Source organism: Pseudarthrobacter sp. (genome assembly GCF_036675385.1).
Classification (GTDB): domain Bacteria; phylum Actinomycetota; class Actinomycetes; order Actinomycetales; family Micrococcaceae; genus Arthrobacter.
Genome location: NZ_JAKFFD010000148.1, coordinates 70606 through 84320, shown reverse-complemented (window position 1 = coordinate 84320; position 13715 = coordinate 70606). Strand labels below are relative to the sequence as shown.

The 13715-nt window shown below is 65.4% G+C and carries 13 protein-coding genes and 1 pseudogene; 9 read left to right on the top strand and 5 right to left on the bottom strand.

The genetic code is table 11. The features are described from left to right. Positions 1-819, top strand: a pseudogene (locus tag V6M49_RS12030) (Fis family transcriptional regulator); the annotation flags it as partial. Between the two features lie 291 nt (positions 820-1110). Here the strand turns inward: V6M49_RS12030 and V6M49_RS12025 are convergent. Next, on the bottom strand, positions 1111-1383 hold the full coding sequence (locus V6M49_RS12025; protein ID WP_332761239.1) for a MafI family immunity protein: 273 nt from the start codon (positions 1381-1383) through the stop codon (positions 1111-1113). 319 nt (positions 1384-1702) lie between these two features. Between V6M49_RS12025 and V6M49_RS12020 the strand changes: the two genes are divergently transcribed. Genes V6M49_RS12020 through V6M49_RS12010 form a run of 3 tightly spaced genes read left to right on the top strand, consistent with a single transcriptional unit; the run spans position 1703 to position 4724 of the window. Further along, positions 1703-2884, top strand: coding sequence for a type III polyketide synthase (locus V6M49_RS12020; protein WP_332761238.1), 1182 nt, complete (start codon positions 1703-1705; stop codon positions 2882-2884). A 45-nt stretch (positions 2885-2929) separates the two neighbouring features. After that, on the top strand, positions 2930-3589 hold the full coding sequence (locus tag V6M49_RS12015; RefSeq protein WP_332761243.1) for a methyltransferase domain-containing protein: 660 nt from the start codon (positions 2930-2932) through the stop codon (positions 3587-3589). Beyond that, positions 3582-4724 (top strand): FAD-dependent oxidoreductase, encoded by a 1143-nt coding sequence (locus V6M49_RS12010; RefSeq protein ID WP_332761237.1) that lies wholly within the window; start codon positions 3582-3584, stop codon positions 4722-4724. Before V6M49_RS12015 ends, V6M49_RS12010 begins: the two co-directional genes overlap by 8 nt. A 22-nt stretch (positions 4725-4746) precedes the next feature. Here V6M49_RS12010 and V6M49_RS12005 read toward each other — a convergent pair whose 3' ends face one another. Next, positions 4747-5166, bottom strand: a complete 420-nt coding sequence (locus tag V6M49_RS12005; RefSeq protein ID WP_210412299.1) for a nuclear transport factor 2 family protein — start codon at positions 5164-5166, stop codon at positions 4747-4749. Positions 5167-5225: 59 nt separating this feature from the next. Between V6M49_RS12005 and V6M49_RS12000 the strand changes: the two genes are divergently transcribed. After that, positions 5226-5891: a peptide deformylase gene (locus V6M49_RS12000; protein WP_332761236.1), complete on the top strand. Its 666-nt coding sequence runs from the start codon at positions 5226-5228 to the stop codon at positions 5889-5891. Between the two features lie 20 nt (positions 5892-5911). Here the strand turns inward: V6M49_RS12000 and V6M49_RS11995 are convergent, their stop codons facing one another. Further along, the gene (locus tag V6M49_RS11995) at positions 5912-7909 is read right to left on the bottom strand and encodes a S9 family peptidase (RefSeq protein ID WP_332761235.1); all 1998 of its coding nucleotides are present in this window, start codon (positions 7907-7909) and stop codon (positions 5912-5914) included. 100 nt (positions 7910-8009) lie between these two features. On the opposite strand from V6M49_RS11995, the gene V6M49_RS11990 reads away from it, so the two are divergent. The 4 genes from V6M49_RS11990 to V6M49_RS11975 all read left to right on the top strand — a co-directional run bounded on the left by V6M49_RS11990 (position 8010) and on the right by V6M49_RS11975 (position 11040). Beyond that, the gene (locus V6M49_RS11990) at positions 8010-8897 is read left to right on the top strand and encodes a methyltransferase domain-containing protein (protein ID WP_332761234.1); all 888 of its coding nucleotides are present in this window, start codon (positions 8010-8012) and stop codon (positions 8895-8897) included. Between the two features lie 102 nt (positions 8898-8999). Next, entirely contained in the window at positions 9000-9458 is a 459-nt protein-coding gene (locus tag V6M49_RS11985) for an NfeD family protein (protein ID WP_141140634.1), read from the top strand. Positions 9459-9496: 38 nt separating this feature from the next. Further along, positions 9497-10444, top strand: a complete 948-nt coding sequence (locus tag V6M49_RS11980; protein ID WP_141140633.1) for an SPFH domain-containing protein — start codon at positions 9497-9499, stop codon at positions 10442-10444. 248 nt (positions 10445-10692) lie between these two features. Continuing rightward, the gene (locus V6M49_RS11975) at positions 10693-11040 is read left to right on the top strand and encodes an RNA polymerase-binding protein RbpA (RefSeq protein ID WP_003802221.1); all 348 of its coding nucleotides are present in this window, start codon (positions 10693-10695) and stop codon (positions 11038-11040) included. A 140-nt stretch (positions 11041-11180) separates the two neighbouring features. Here the strand turns inward: V6M49_RS11975 and V6M49_RS11970 are convergent, their stop codons facing one another. Continuing rightward, positions 11181-11924 (bottom strand): polyprenol monophosphomannose synthase, encoded by a 744-nt coding sequence (locus V6M49_RS11970; protein ID WP_104061495.1) that lies wholly within the window; start codon positions 11922-11924, stop codon positions 11181-11183. A gap of 117 nt (positions 11925-12041) precedes the next feature. Continuing rightward, the gene (locus V6M49_RS11965) at positions 12042-13697 is read right to left on the bottom strand and encodes an amidohydrolase (RefSeq protein WP_332761233.1); all 1656 of its coding nucleotides are present in this window, start codon (positions 13695-13697) and stop codon (positions 12042-12044) included. Positions 13698-13715 lie beyond the last annotated feature (18 nt).

Here is a 13715-nt window from a genome sequence, read left to right as displayed (position 1 = left end):
TACATCCGCTGGCACCACCAACGACGGATGAACCACATGGACGAAGTCACGCGCGGCGCTTTCCTCCGCGCCAAACAGGAAGTCACCGTGGCCATCGACCTCCTCAACTGGCTCACCGGCCACGACATCAAACTGCCCGAGCTGCAGCAATCCCACCTCGACATATGGCAAGCAGAAGGGCCCACAACCCGGCGCATCGCTGAGCGCTTCCTCAAATGGGCCATCAAAACCAAAGCCGCCCCAGCCGGGCTCACCATCGTTCCGCACCGCCGGGGCACCAGCCCGAGACTGGCCAAACCAGGACAGGACGAAGCGCTCAAACGAGTCATCCACGAAGACGGACTCGAAGCACGTGACAGGGCCGCTGCGATCCTCATCCTCGTCTTCGGACAACAGGCCGAAAACATCGCACAACTAACCTGGAACGACGTGACCATCACCGAAGAACTGGTCACCATCCAGCTCGGGACAATCCAGATCGCACTGCCGGATCCACTGGACAAGCCATGGCGCGAACTCGCCGCAAGCCCAAGGCACGACCTGACCGCCTCACACCCCAACACCACCTGGGTATTCCGCGGAGCCTCACCCGGACGACACATCCATCCCGGACACCTCACAACACGCCTCAGCAAGCTGTTCAGCACCCGTGCCGCACGACTCGGAACCCTCCACGAACTCACCAAACTCGCGCCCGTCGCCATCATCGCCGAAACCCTCGGCTACTCCCCCACCACCATCGAACGCCATGCCACCGACTCGGCCGCCGCCTACGCACAATACGTAGCAGCAGCTAAAAATCCTGGGCAAAGCATTTAGCTTTGCGATTCTCTCCCCCGCCAAGTCTCAGTTACCACAAGGTCGACAGCATCGCCCAAGTTAACCCGCAACAGGTGGAGCAGGGCCGCGCCTTCAGCCGAGCCACTCTGGATCGTCTGGACCATCCAAGGGGAGGTTGGCCTCCTCATATCGGCGGATTTCATAACCGGACCCGCTCCCCAGGTTCAGGAGAAATGCCTAATGAATCTGGATCGGCGGGGGCCTGCCGTTGACGTTCGATAAGGGTCCGGGGCTGGCCCGTGCTCCGGCCAGAACCCCAGTCGCATCATGCTATGTCTCCGGACAGAATGCGAGGGCCTCAGGGACTCGGCCGTCCATCCCCATCCGGCTCACAAGGGCGAGCATGTCGGCCCGCTCGTCTGACGTCAATGGCTGCTCATCCTCAGACAGGACATCGGCCATTTGCTCGAGGGCAAGGCCAAGCTCACCTACGTCGATGAACTCGGAGATCAACGCTAAATCCTCGCTCTGGATTCGGTCATCTAAACGAATGAGGAGGCCATGAAGGATGCCCGCGATCTCCTGATATTCGACTCGCTCCATCGAAGAATCCTCTCAGACTGGAGACACCCACTCCAGCCATTAGCGCACAATTCGCATGTTTGCCCGGACACGCAGGCTGTCCGACACTAGCGGGCATCACCCTCCGTCGCGGTTCGCGGCTTCTTCCTCCTGGCTCAACACAGAAGCCCGACCTCTAGGCGGCATCAACTCCCGGCCTCCGAATACCCGTGCATGCCAGTTCTGAGAGCGGAGAGTGGCCTGCGTTTGGCCGACGTTTAGCGGGCGACTCCGGGGCTTCCGTTTGATGTTGCCGCACGTCGCCATTGTCTAATCCCTTGTGCTCGCCAAGAATGAACCAATGACGGTCTACGTGCGTTCACTCGAAACTGCTGTTCCGCCCACCGTGCTGGTCCAGACCGAAGCCCGCGACGTTTTTGCAGCTCAGCCTGGCCTGACCAGGCTGGGCTCGCGGCTGGTGAGCACCTGCTTCGATTCAGCCGCCATCGATACGCGCCATACCGCCGTCGAAGAAATGACCATGGCGTTCCGTTCGGACGCGCCGCAGTTTTTTGATCCCGCCACGGGCCTGCTCCTGAACCCCACCACCAAGGTGCGCAACGAGATCTTCGCCCGGGAGGTCACCAAACTTTTCATCGAGTCCGCCCGGGCTGCCGTGGACGCCTGCCCGGATCTGTCCTTGCTTGACATAACCCACGTCATTACCGTCTCCTGCACCGGATTCTTCAACCCGGGTCCTGACTATAAGATCGTCCGCGCGCTGGGGCTGGACCCGGCGGTCCAGCGTTATCACCTCGGATTCATGGGCTGCTATGCCGCCTTTCCGGCGCTGCGGGCCGCCAAGTCGTTCTGCGAAGCAGATCCGCAGGCCGTTGTCCTGGTGGTCTGTGCCGAGCTGTGCTCCCTGCACGTGCGGACCTCGAACGATCCCGACACCATCATGGGTTCGGCGCTGTTCGCCGACGGCGCGGCGGCAGCCATCATTACGGCCCGGAATGATCCGGACACACCTGCGCTGATGCAACTGGACCACTTCGAAACCGTCCTTACGCCTGTGGGCGAGGAATCCATGGCCTGGAACATCGGCGACCATGGCTTCGAAATGGTGCTGGGCAACTACGTCCCCCACATCATCGACGATCACATCGTCGGCGCCCTGGCACCGCTGCTGGCCCGGGATCCCTCGCTGCGCGGACTCCCCTACCGCGACATCCGCCATTGGGCCATCCACCCCGGCGGCCGGAGCATCCTTGACAAGGTCCAGACGCGCCTTGAACTCACCGACGAGCAACTCGTTCCGGCACGGGATACTTTGCGGGACTACGGCAACATGAGCAGCGCCACCGTGCTGTTTGTCCTCAGGCACATCCTGGAGCAGCCGCCGGTGGAGGGCGAGGAACGTATCTGCTCCATGGCGTTCGGCCCCGGACTCACGGTGGAAACCGGGCTCTTCACGAAACTGCGCCAGGCAGCCACCGGAAAACGGGCGGTGCAGCCCGAGGCAGCCTCGTCACTGGTCTGACCTGTGTCCCTGATGCGGCAAAGGGCTGCGGACGCAGTGGAAATGATGGACCTGCCGGACTGTGATCCCACCAAACTGGAACTCACGTACCGGCAATTCGAACTGGTGAACCGGCTCTTCTCCGGCTGGCGGCAGCTGTACCGCCGCGAGCTTCGCCCTCTGCTCTCCCACGACTCTGAAACCACGCTCCTCGACATTGGATGCGGCGGTGGGGACCTGGCACGCCAGCTCGCCCTCTGGTCCGCCCGGGACAAACTGCTGCTCGAGGTCACCGGCATTGATCCGGACGCCAGGGCATACAGCTACTCGTCACACCGCCCCCACCACGTCTCAGTCCGGTTCCGCCAGGCCGACAGTGCCGACCTGGTCCGCGAAGGCCGCCGGTTCGACGTCGTTATCTCGAACCACGTCATCCACCACCTCCAACCGGCAGACCTGGCTCGGCTCCTGGCAGATTCGCAAGCCCTGGCGCGCCGGATTTCCCTGCACAACGACCTCCGCCGGAACATCGCAGCCTACGCACTTTTCTCCCTGGCGGCCCTCCCCTTCCGCGGCTCGTTCATCCGCGCGGACGGCCTGACCTCGATCAGGCGCAGCTACACCCCGGCAGAACTCGCCGCCGCTGCTCCCCCGGGCTGGCAGGTGGCGCGCCACTCCCCGTTCCATCAGGTCCTCCTGCACCGCCCGGAGCATCCCGATGGCTGACGTGGTGATCGTCGGCGGCGGACCCGTGGGTCTGTATCTCGCTGCCCTGCTGCTTCAGGACGGCGTCGCGGTCCAGATCCTTGAACAGCGGCTCCGCCGGGAACCTCACTCGCGGGCCATCGGCATCCATCCCCCCGCCCTCGCGGCGCTGGACAGGGTAGCCGTGGCCAGCGCCATGGTTGATGCCGGCGTGCAGATCCGTGGCGGCATCGCAGTCAGCGGCACGAAGACCGTAGGGTCAATGTCCTTCGCATCCGTCTCGGAGTGCTTCCCGTTTGTCCTGTCCCTCCCCCAGGTCACCACGGAAACCCTGCTGGAACGGCGTGTACACGAACTGGATGGCGCCGCGTTGGTCAGGGGCACTAGGGTGACGGAAATAGCGGACGACGGCGGACTGGTCACCGTCGTCGCTGAGGCGACCAACGCGGGCGGTGCCGGCACCCGGATCACCTCACGGCTTTTGGTCGGTGCCGACGGCTCGCGGTCCCTGATGCGCAGCCTGCTGGGCATCCCGGCCACGTCCCGAACCTATCCCGACCATTATGTGATGGGTGATTTCGAGGGTACCGGCGAAAACCTGAACGAAGCCGTCCTGTACCTCGAAGCCGAAGGGATAGTGGAATCCTTTCCGCTGCCGGGCGGTCGCCGCCGGTGGGTAGTGAGGATTCCCCGGCCCGCAGCAGTCCCGGACGCCATCGAACTGGCGCGGATGGTCCACCAGCGTACGGGTTTCCGGCCGGACCCGGCCACCAACAGTATGCTCAGCAGCTTCAGCCCGCGCTCCACGGTGGCCTGCCGATCAGTCGCGGGGCGGGCGGTCCTGATCGGCGATGCTGCCCATGAAATAAGCCCCATCGGCGGCCAGGGCATGAACCTTGGCTGGCTGGAGGCGGCGGAACTCGCGCCGATCATCTGTGATGCCCTGGCGGGGAAACCGGTTGGCCAGCGCCTGCACGCCTATTCCGCCCGGCGTCGTAAGGCCGCCTCGGTGGCGCGATGGCAGTCCGAAGTGAACATGATGCTGGGGCGCCCGCTGGCGCCGCCGTTCCTGGCGTTGAGGAACCACGCAGTCAGCGCGGTGTCCGGCATTCCGGCGGCCAACAGGCTGGTGGCCCGCCGGTTCACCATGCAGTAAACCCGCGCCGGAGGGCGCCGGGTCAGGAGTTCGCGAAGTAGCAGTCGTAACTGTCCTGGCTGATGATCAGGCCGCCCCGGACTTCAAAGACCGACGACGTCCGGGCGCGGATGGTCTCCCCGGCATCCCAGTACCGCAGGTCCATCAGCGTCCTCGCCGACCAGTCGGCCTCCACCACAACCCGACCGCCTTCGCAGGTAGTGCGGCGGATCTCGAACTTCTGGTCCGCCACTACTTCGCCGCTTTGATCGAGGCCAGCCATCGCCTGGTCCCGCGTCCGCGTGGAGCCTTCAACCGCGAGCAGATGCGGCGCCTCGACCAACACGAAGTCCGCAGCGAGGAAACGGCCGATGGCCCCGCCGTCACCGCCGGCTTCCAGGGTCCGGATGAAGTCCAGGACAAGTTCCAGTGCGTTGGGTTCGGACGCAATCAGTTCAGCCATGGCATCGACATTAGCCGACGCGGCCGACGCCCGGCGGCGTCCGCCGCTAGGCTTTCCGCATGACCGCTGTATCACCGCCCACTTCATTCACTCCTGCGCGTCTGAGGGAACGGGTGCAGGAAATCCTGTCTGCGGGATCGCTGCCGCCCATCGTCCAGGCCGGGAATCCCGTACTCCGCCAGCGGGCCGCGTCCTTCGACGGCCAGATCAGCGCCGGCGAGCTGGACCAGTTGATTGCCCTCATGCGCGACGTGATGCACGAAGCCCCTGGTGTAGGGCTGGCCGCCCCGCAACTCGGAATCCCGCTGCAGCTGGCAGTCCTTGAGGACCAGTACGACGTCGACCCCGAGGCCGCTGCACTGCGGCACCGCAGCCCGCTGGAGTTCCTCACCATCATCAACCCGCACTACACGGCCGTCGGAACGGAAAGCGCCGCGTTCTTCGAGGGGTGCCTCTCACTGACCGGCCTGCAGGCAGTGGTAGTACGGCCAGAACGGGTGCTGCTCCGGTTCGACACCCCCGGAGGCCTGGCGTCGGAACAGGAATTCGAGGGCTGGCAGGCGAGAATTGTGCAGCACGAAACCGATCACCTCCATGGCACCCTCTACGTTGACCGCGCCGAGTTGAGGTCCTTGAGCTCCAACGCCGAGTACGCCGCCAACTGGGCCGAGCCGGGGATCGGAAAGGCCCGTGCGGCCCTGGGATTCCTGCCCGAGAACCCCTGACGCGCCAGCACGCCACCTCGTCACTCCGGCGGTGCGTCTGCCGGATTTGCGTCGGTCGGGAGGAACCGGGCCCACCAGCGCAGGATGTGCTCGAATCTCTGGCGCCGGTGCTGCGGCCTGCCTGACCGGGAAAGTTCATGGTCCTCGCCCGGGAACACCAGCAGCTGGGTTTCCACACCCTGCCGCTTCAGGGCCGTGAAATACCGCTGGCCCTGCTCCAGCGGACACCTGAGATCGTTTTCGCTGTGGATGACCAGCGTCGGGGTCTGCACGTTGCCCACGTGCTCGAACGGGCTTTGCGCGGCGACCCCCACCGTTGAGCTGCCGAGATATTCGTTGCCGAAGTACCAGCCAATGTCGGCCGAGCCCTCGAAACTGACCGGGTCCAGGAATCCACGCTCCACAATGGCACCCTGGAACCTGTGGTGGTGCGCGATGGTCCAGGCGGTCAGGTATCCGCCGTACGAGCCGCCCATTATGCCCAGCCGGCCCGCGTCCAGCGCCGGAAATTTGGCCAGCGCCCCGTCCAGGAACGCCAGGACATCCTCCATGTCGTCCGTGCCAAGGCGGCCCTTGATGGCCAGCCCGTGTTCCCGGCCGTAGCCGGCGGAGCCGCGCGGATTGCACATCAGCACGGCATAGCCCGCAGCCGCGTACACCTGGGCTTCGTCGAACAGGGCAACGGTGAACTGGGCAAACGGCCCGCCATGGATGTTCAGCAGAACCGGGTGCGGGCCCTTGCCCGCAGGCCTGACGAGCCAGCCATGGACGGGATAGCCATCGGGCGCCTCAAACGTCAGCTCCTGTGGAACCACAATGTCCGTCTGTGTCCGCAGAACGGCCGAAAAGTCTGTCAGCAGCCGCAGCTGTCCGTCGTCGAGTACTGCGACGTCCCCCTGGGTGGACGGATCGCCGAATACGACGAGCAGCGAACCACCCGCCCAGGCAGCCCCCGTCACCACCTTGTCGCCGTGCACCAGCAGGGCATGCCCGCCCGCCGCCCCCAGCTCAAGGAGCTCAACTGAGCCTTGCGCGTTGTTCAGGACGAGGGCGTGGTCCGGGCCGCGGAGCTCAATCCGGGCACCCGGCGCCGCAACGTCCATCGACTCCGGGTCGGTCAGCGCAACCGGCATGCCGCCGTCGGCCGCTACGCAGTACAGCACGGCGTTCCGTGCCACGAAGTCCCGGCCCGAGCCGCCCAGGTCCCGGGCAATGTAGAACAGCCACTTGCCGTCCCGGGACTGCCGGACCTCCGAGACGGTTTGAGGTGCGGCTACTCCCTTATCCACCAGGAGGGGGTCGCCACCGGTGACCGGCACCCTGTAGATCGAGGTGGCCAAGTCGTCATCGTTCTCCGGCGGTGCTGCCACAAAGTAGACGACTGATCCGTCTGCACTGAAAACTCCGGAGCTGGCGTCCGTGGCGAGCGACGTCAGCTGCCGGGCTTCCGGCAGCGACGGAGCCGCAGGCGGTGCCAGCGGTTCGCCGCCGAGTTCCGGGACGTCCACGATGAACAGCTGCTGCGGCTTGTCGCGCGTGTAGCCAACGCTGTTCAGCCTGTACTGGTAGGAGGAGATCAGCCGGGGGGCCTCCGCCTCCGCGGTGATCGCTTCGCTGCTGCCGTACCGTCCGGTCTCGGGCTCGCGGGAGCTGAAGACTATCCGGCGCGAATCAGGAGACCAGGCGAAGGATTCCACTCCGAGCAGCCTGTCGGTAATGACCTGGGGTTCACCGCCGCCGGCCTCCACCACGACGAGCTGCGCTTTCGACGACGGTCCGCCCGTCCGGAGGAAGGCGAGGACCAGCCCATCAGGAGAGAAGGCAGGGACGGTGTCCCGGAAGCCCCTGGTTATTCGCCGCGGCAGCTGCTCCTGGTTCAACGGGATGTTCCACAGCTGGCCCACGTAGGAATCAGCAGTGAAATCCGGCCTGGTCACCGACACAACAGCGCGGCTGCCGTCCGGGTGAACGGCCGGCGCGGAGACGGAATTGAGCAGCGGGAGGTGTTCTGGCTTCACCCACGTGAGCCTAACGTGCGGCTTTCCCCCACGCGAACATGCGGCCGGGCCACTCGCGCGGGCTCCGCGCCGGCCCGCTCCCCGCCCTAAGATGGTCCGTATGCCATCAAGCCCTCGCCCTCCGCTGCGCTGCCCCGTGTGCGGCGCCGCACTGAATGTCCGGGTCGGGCCGGGTGACGCGGCCCGCAAGGCCCTGGTCTGCGGATCCGGGCACGGCTTCGACGCGGCGAAACAGGGCTATTTCAACCTGCTGGTGGGCAAGGGGACAGTCTTTGAAGCCGACACCGCAGAGATGGTGGCGGCCCGGTTCGCTTTCCTCGACGGCGGGCATTACCGCCCCCTGGCAGACGCCGTCGCGGCCGCCGTCGTGCCCGGGATAACCCCAGGCGAACCGTTCACGGTCCTCGATTCGGGTACGGGGACCGGCCACTATCTCAGGGTGGTGCTGGATGAGGTGCAGCGGCGCACCGCCAGTTGCGCCGCCGTCGCGCTCGACATCTCCAAGTTCGCGCTCCGCCGCGCCGCGCGCCTCAACCCCGAGGCCGTCAGCCTTGCCTGCGATGTGTGGCAGCCGCTCCCGGTGGCCGACGCCGCCGTCGACGCCATCACGGTGATCTTTGCTCCCCGCAACGCCGCCGAATTCGCCAGGGTGCTCCGCCCCGGCGGAAGGCTGGTGGTGGTGACGCCGCGCGCCGGACACCTGGCCGCCGTTGCCGCCCAGGCCGGGATGCTGTCCATCGAGGATGACAAGGACGCGCGGCTGGCAGATTCCCTCTCGCCGCACTTCGCCGCCGAGTCCACCCGGGACCTGGATATCCTGATGATGCTAACGCCCGGTGAGCTGGCTGACCTGGCCTTCATGGGTCCGGCCGGGCACCACCTGGACCGCACGGCCATTGCGGCCAAAATCGGGAGCGGCGGGGAGTCAACCCAGGTGGAGGCACGATTCCGGATCACGGTCTTCCGTCCGGCGCGGTCCGCACCGTAACGACTTGGCCACGTTCAACCGCTGCCCTTCACGCAACCTGCCGTCCTGCTTTCCGGCGGACTAGGATAAATAGACAGCTACCGGATGGTCAAGGGGGACGGAATGTTTGAATGGCTCGGCGAAAACTGGTGGGCCCTGTGGCTCACCGCCTTCCTCGCATTCGCAGTGATCGAAATGATCACCCTTGACCTGTTCTTCATTATGCTCGGCGGCGGAACAGTTGCCGCGCTCGTCGCAGATTTTGCCGGCGCTGACCTGTGGCTGCAGATTGTGGTGTTCTGCGTCGTCTCACTGCTGATGATCGCCTTTGTCCGCCCGGTGGCACTAAGCCACCTGAAAAAGGGACCCGCCGACCAGCGCACCAACATTGACCGGCTCATTGGCGAGCAGGCCCTGGTGATGGAAGCAGTCAGCTCCACCGGCGGCCTCGTCAAGATCGGGGGCGATGTCTGGAGCGCCCGGTCCTCCGGCGGCGTCCTGCCTGCCGGCCAGAAGGCAGTGGTCTCCGCCATCGACGGGGCCACGGCTGTTGTTTCCGCCCAGCCGGAGCAGGCCACTTAGTCCTGAGTACAGCCTAACAATTGGGGAATAGGAGTCGTATGGATAACGCAGGAGGAGCCGCCCTGGCCATTGTGCTGGTGGTCCTGATCGTGTTCGTGATCATTGTCTTGGTCCGCTCGGTGCGGATTATCCCGCAGGCGAGGGCCGGCGTCGTTGAACGGCTCGGCAAGTACCAGCGGACCCTTAACCCGGGACTCACCATCCTGATCCCGTTTGTGGACCGGCTCCTGCCGCTCCTTGATCTGAGGGAGCAGGTGGTGTCCTTTCCACCGCAGCCGGTCATCACCGAAGACAACCTGGTGGTGTCCATCGACACTGTGGTGTACTTCCAGGTCACTGATCCGCGCGCAGCCACCTATGAGATTGCCAATTACATCCAGGCCGTGGAGCAGCTCACCACTACCACCCTGCGTAACGTTGTGGGCGGCCTGAACCTGGAAGAGGCGCTCACATCCCGCGACCAGATCAACGGCCAGCTGCGCGGTGTCTTGGACGAGGCAACCGGCCGCTGGGGCATCCGGGTCTCGCGCGTGGAGCTCAAGGCCATTGACCCGCCCCACTCGATCCAGGACTCGATGGAGAAGCAGATGCGGGCCGAGCGAGACCGCCGCGCTGCGATCCTCACGGCCGAAGGCACCAAGCAGTCCGCCATCCTGACGGCCGAGGGCCAGCGGCAAGCATCGATCCTTGCGGCTGAGGGCGACGCCAAGGCGGCCATCCTCCGCGCTGACGGTGAGGCACAGGCCATCCAGAAGGTCTTTGACGCCATCCACAAGGGCAACCCCGACCAGAAGCTCCTGGCCTACCAGTACCTGCAGACGCTTCCGAAAATCGCAGAGGGATCATCAAACAAGCTGTGGATCATTCCCAGCGAAATTGGCGAGGCACTCAAGGGCATCGGCCAGGCGCTCGGCGGTACCAATCCTGATCAGACCGCCGGCGGCGGGCTGTTCGACGAGGAACCCGCTAAACAGCCTGGGTCCTGACACGGATTTGCCCCATACGGGGCGGGAGGGGATTCGCGCTTGGTCGCGGGTCCCCTCCCGTTTTGCGGCTAGGCCCCACGCCGGTATAATTGAGTATTTGTCCGGTCGGACCAGATCCGCTGGAACAAGAAAGCTTCGCAATGCGTTGAATCTTATGATGCAGCACAGTGCACACAGTAGTCCGGGGCGGTTATGCCGTTCCGGCTTGCGTGGAGTCCTGCTCCGCGAACCGACCAGAGGGAGAAAACATGAGCGATCGCAGCCTGCGGGGTATGCGCCTTGGCGCGCAGAGCATGGAGACCGAGTCCGGCGTTGAGCCGGCCCCGCGCCAGCGCGTCGAATACCGGTGCGAGGACGGCGAGCAGGTCTTCGTAACGTTCTCTTCAGAGGCTGAAATTCCTCCTGTGTGGGTTTCCAAGACCGGCAAGGAAGCGCTCCTCGTTGATGGCGAACGTCCGGACACCAGCAACGAAAAGGCTGTCCGTACGCACTGGGACATGCTCCTGGAGCGCCGTTCCCTTCCGGAGCTGGAGCAGATCCTCGAGGACCGGCTGACCATCCTGCGCGAACGCCGTGGCGAACGGCGCAGCGCCTGACCCCAGCGGCGGTCACGGCCTCCCACCGAGGTCATAGCGTCACCGATTGACGCGATCTGAACGTTTAAGAAAGGGCCGGGCCGGCAACGTGATCACGTTGCCGGCCCGGCCCTTATCTTTTGTCCTAACGGCGTTGCAGGTCAGCCCTGTGCCGGATCCTTCTTGCCTGTGAGCTTGTTCCAGCGTGCCTGCAGGCCCCACCTGGTGACGTTGACCATGGCCTCAACAACAATGTTGCCGCTCATCTTTGACGCTCCGAGCTCGCGCTCCACGAACGTAATGGGGCGTTCCTCGATCCTGAGGCCCAGCTTGGCTACACGCCACGCCAAGTCAACCTGGAAGCCGTAGCCCACTGAATCGACAAGGTCGAGGTTCAGTTTTTCCAGCGTGGTCCGCCGGAAGGCGCGGTAGCCGCCGGTGACGTCCTTGATCTTCAGGCCCAGCATCAGCCGGGCGTACGTGCTGCCAGTGCGTGAAATCGCCTGCCGGTACAGCGGCCAGTTGACCACGCTGCCACCGGGAACCCAGCGGGATCCCATGGCAAGGTCCGCGCCCTGTTCAACGGCTTCCAGCAGCTGGGGAAGCTGTTCGGGCTGGTGTGAGCCGTCCGCATCCATTTCCACCAGGACGTCGTAGCCTGCCTCGAGTCCCCATTTGAACCCGGCAATGTAGGCGGCTCCCAGGCCAGCCTTGCCTTTGCGGTGCAGGACGTGAACCTGTGCATCCTCGGCGGCAAAGCCGTCCGCAAGCTGACCGGTGCCGTCCGGGCTGTTGTCGTCCACCACCAGTACGTCCGAGGCCGGTACGGCTGCGCGGAGGCGTTGAAGAGTCTTGGGCAGCGATTCCAGCTCGTTATAAGTAGGAATGATGGTGAGGACGCGCACAAAGGGCCTTCCTGGACGGGAGCGGTCGGAGCGGCTGAACCGTAGCGGAGTGGCTGGCGGTCAGGCGCAACTACCTATTATAGGGCGCTTTTTGGGGGCGCTGGCCAGTGTGTCCGGTCAGGAGCGCAGTGCCGGACTCGAATGCAGCTCCACGCCGTCCTTCACGGTCTGCAGGCACACCGGGTCCACGCCGGTATCAAGTGCCGGGAGAAGGGGCGTGCGGGCACGCGGATCCGTACTCCAGGACTGGACGCGGCCGTCCGCCACCTGGACCATGAGCTCCTCAACATCCCAAACAGCGAAACTGGCGGGTGCGCCGGGAACCAGTTGCCCGGCCATCGGGTTGTGGTACTTTGCTGCCCGCCACCCCGCGCGGGTGTGGCCGAGGAACGCTGCGCGGGCCGAGATCCGTTCAGCGTGGTTGTGGTGTTCCAGGCAGGCACGCACGCTGGACCACGGGCGCAGTGGTGTCACCGGGCTGTCGCTGCCGAAGCAGATGGGAACACCGGCAGCATAGAACGAGGCAAACGGGTTCATGGAGCGGCTCCGGCTCCCCAGGCGCTGCTCATACATGCCGCCTTCGTCCCCCCAGTCAGCGTCGAAGCGTGGCTGGGCGCTGACGGTGACGGAGTAGCGGGCCAGCTGTTGCACTGATTTGGGGTCTGCGACTTCCACATGTTCGAAGCGGTGGCCGGCGGCACGGATCCGTTGCTCGCCCACTTCGGCGGCCGCGAGTTCCAGTGCCTCCAGCGCGGCATCAAGTCCCGCGTCGCCGATGACGTGGAAGCCGCCCTGGATGCCCAGCAGCGAGCAGGCCGCCAGGTGGGCGCCGGCCTGCTCTGCCGAGAGGTAGAGGCTGCCCCGCTCCCCCGCCGCGTCGCTGTAGCCGGCCCTCAGTGCCGCTGTTCTGGAGCCGAGGGAACCGTCAATGTTCAGGTCGCCTGCCAGGCCGCGCACGGATACGCCCAGTTCGTCCAGCAGCGCCCGGGCCTGCTCCTCGGAGGTGGCCAGTTCGCCCCAGTACGGCAGGATTTCCGGCATGGCCTCTCCGGCCGCCGTGTTCCACGCGGCGGCAAGGCGAAGGTCGGAAACTCCACCGATATGCGGCGCGGCCATCTCCGCCAGTGCCACATAACCGTTTTCGGCCGCTTCGATCAGGGCGCGCCGCTGGTAGGCCAGGAGGCTGGCCTCCGGTAGCCGCCGTGCTTCCTGGCGGGCCGCTGTATGGGCGGCCCGCTTCACTTGTGCACCCGCGCTGTAGCCGTCCAGCCCGCCAAGCCCGGCGGCGGCAGCCAAGGAGGAAGAGACCAACGCCGAATGCGCATCCACCCTGGCGAGGAACACCGGCCTGCCACCGGCCGCCTGCTCAAGCTCCTCGGGCGCCGGCAGGGACGGGTCCTCCCACGTGGATTCATCCCAGCCATGACCCAGCAGGGGGCCGTCGCCTTTGGCTGCGGCCACGGCATCGAGTAATTGCCGGGCGGAACGGATCCCGCCCAGCTGGAGGGACCCCAGTGCGATGCCGGTTTCCGTGAGGTGGACGTGGGAGTCAACAAACCCCGGCGCTACGAGGGCTCCATGGAGGTCGATGATCTCCATGGAGCTGTCGGCGATGGAGGATGCCGCCTGCTCGGAGCCGACCCAGGCAACCGTGTCGCCGTCAACGAGCATGGCGGTGGCAAAGGGGTCTGCTGCTGTGTAGACCGAACCGTTGCGGTACAGGACCACTTTCCGCTCGTGCGGCGCGGGCGTGGTGGAACGTTCAGTGGTCATGCGGGCGAAGCTCCTGGG

Excerpts from the sequence above, each read along its gene's own strand:
- V6M49_RS12025 (WP_332761239.1), bottom strand. The coding sequence starts at position 1,383 with ATGGAGCGAGTCGAATATCAGGAGATCGCGGGCATCCTTCATGGCCTC.
- V6M49_RS12020 (WP_332761238.1), top strand. The coding sequence starts at position 1,703 with ATGACGGTCTACGTGCGTTCACTCGAAACTGCTGTTCCGCCCACCGTG.
- V6M49_RS12015 (WP_332761243.1), top strand. The coding sequence starts at position 2,930 with ATGGACCTGCCGGACTGTGATCCCACCAAACTGGAACTCACGTACCGG.
- V6M49_RS12010 (WP_332761237.1), top strand. The coding sequence starts at position 3,582 with ATGGCTGACGTGGTGATCGTCGGCGGCGGACCCGTGGGTCTGTATCTC.
- V6M49_RS12005 (WP_210412299.1), bottom strand. The coding sequence starts at position 5,166 with ATGGCTGAACTGATTGCGTCCGAACCCAACGCACTGGAACTTGTCCTG.
- V6M49_RS12000 (WP_332761236.1), top strand. The coding sequence starts at position 5,226 with ATGACCGCTGTATCACCGCCCACTTCATTCACTCCTGCGCGTCTGAGG.
- V6M49_RS11990 (WP_332761234.1), top strand. The coding sequence starts at position 8,010 with ATGCCATCAAGCCCTCGCCCTCCGCTGCGCTGCCCCGTGTGCGGCGCC.
- V6M49_RS11985 (WP_141140634.1), top strand. The coding sequence starts at position 9,000 with ATGTTTGAATGGCTCGGCGAAAACTGGTGGGCCCTGTGGCTCACCGCC.
- V6M49_RS11980 (WP_141140633.1), top strand. The coding sequence starts at position 9,497 with ATGGATAACGCAGGAGGAGCCGCCCTGGCCATTGTGCTGGTGGTCCTG.
- V6M49_RS11975 (WP_003802221.1), top strand. The coding sequence starts at position 10,693 with ATGAGCGATCGCAGCCTGCGGGGTATGCGCCTTGGCGCGCAGAGCATG.
- V6M49_RS11965 (WP_332761233.1), bottom strand. The coding sequence starts at position 13,697 with ATGACCACTGAACGTTCCACCACGCCCGCGCCGCACGAGCGGAAAGTG.